The following is a 1,245-nucleotide window of genomic DNA, read 5'->3' as shown; positions in this document are numbered from 1 at the left end:
CATCAACCTTGCCAGGGACACCATCATGATCACCACCATGTCATCATATCTGACACATTATCTGAAATACAGATTTACATAGAAGTCCTTTGTAAGCATCTCGCTCCACACAACACCCGTAGTCTTCGTTCGAGAGGTCCAGGTCGAGTCCGCCTTCGCTGAGCTGAACAACTTCATCGTTCCCGCCTCCACCGCCGGCGACGGGAGCTTCGTGCCGTTCAAGAATACTTAACATTACAGCCAAGCAGCAGAAGACGCTCGAGCGGATGTTCATCCAGGACTCCAGCGAGTCCCCCCCGACGGTCCTGGTCACCTCCGTGTACCAGCACCCAGACCTGCAGAGCAACAGACCTGTCAGAGTCACCACAGTGGTCTCCGCGTAGCGCGGGACTCACGCCCACACCCCAGCCACAGCCCTAGGTTAGGTAGCTCCAGCCATAGGGTCCCAGGCCGAGAACGAGACAGGAACAAGACTGCCTGTCCTCGCAATCCGCCAGGAAAGCTGTTTAGCTTTCCAGTGTGTGGCTGGCCCAGCACAGCCCCAAGCCCTTGTCCGCTTGAGAAGTTCTCTGCTAGAGAGAACGGGCAGCTGGGAAACGGAGACTGTGAGGAGAAGATCCAAGAGAAGAAGTCTTCCAGCGAGCTTCCCCACAGCCTTGTAAACCAGCTAAGTAGTGTAATCCTGACAAAAAGAAGCATTTCTTTAGCGTGTGTTTAAATAAATTAACAATAATGGTTATATGGATATTTTAGAATCAGGGATCTTCAGAGTCGAAGCACCCCCAACCCAGGAGGAAACACAGGTAAGTGACCCTAACCCAATCTGTGAGTTCCTCTTAGGCTCCATTTCCTTCTCCCTGGTTTGGTTTTTCATCATCTGGCTGTGTGACTTCTTCTCCACACGCTAGAAGGATGGACCGAACCATGGAGATGCTTGCGGCCAAGATGAGGATCTGGAAAGAATACGACCGGAAGACCAAACCCGAAGGCGAGGAGGAAGGCTCCTTGGGGGCCAGCAACGCTTCGCTCTTCCTCGCGAGGGACAAGCAGGGCAAGTACTTGATGGATGCCCCCGACCTCTACAACAAGACCTACGAGTATCTGAAGAAGGCGGAGGCCATGATGTCCAATGCCGATGCCCTCAACACGAAAGCCCCCGAGAAACTCATCCAGAGATGGAACGAGTTCACCCAGACCAAGATCCGCTTCAAGACGTGGCCGGGTCCAGAGCTGGCTCAGGAGATC

1 protein-coding gene is annotated in these 1,245 nt (G+C 53.6%); it reads left to right on the top strand.

The window, feature by feature from the left end; genetic code table 11:
* Positions 1-924: 924 nt before the first annotated feature.
* Positions 925-1,245, top strand: a 321-nt coding sequence (locus ACN0IC_RS15555; protein WP_416879659.1) for a hypothetical protein, incomplete at its 3' end; no start/stop codon positions are given.

Origin of the sequence: Litorimonas sp. (assembly GCA_029936425.1) — a bacterium.
GTDB lineage: Bacteria > Pseudomonadota > Alphaproteobacteria > Caulobacterales > Maricaulaceae > Litorimonas.
This window is presented reverse-complemented; position numbering and strand designations above follow the sequence as displayed.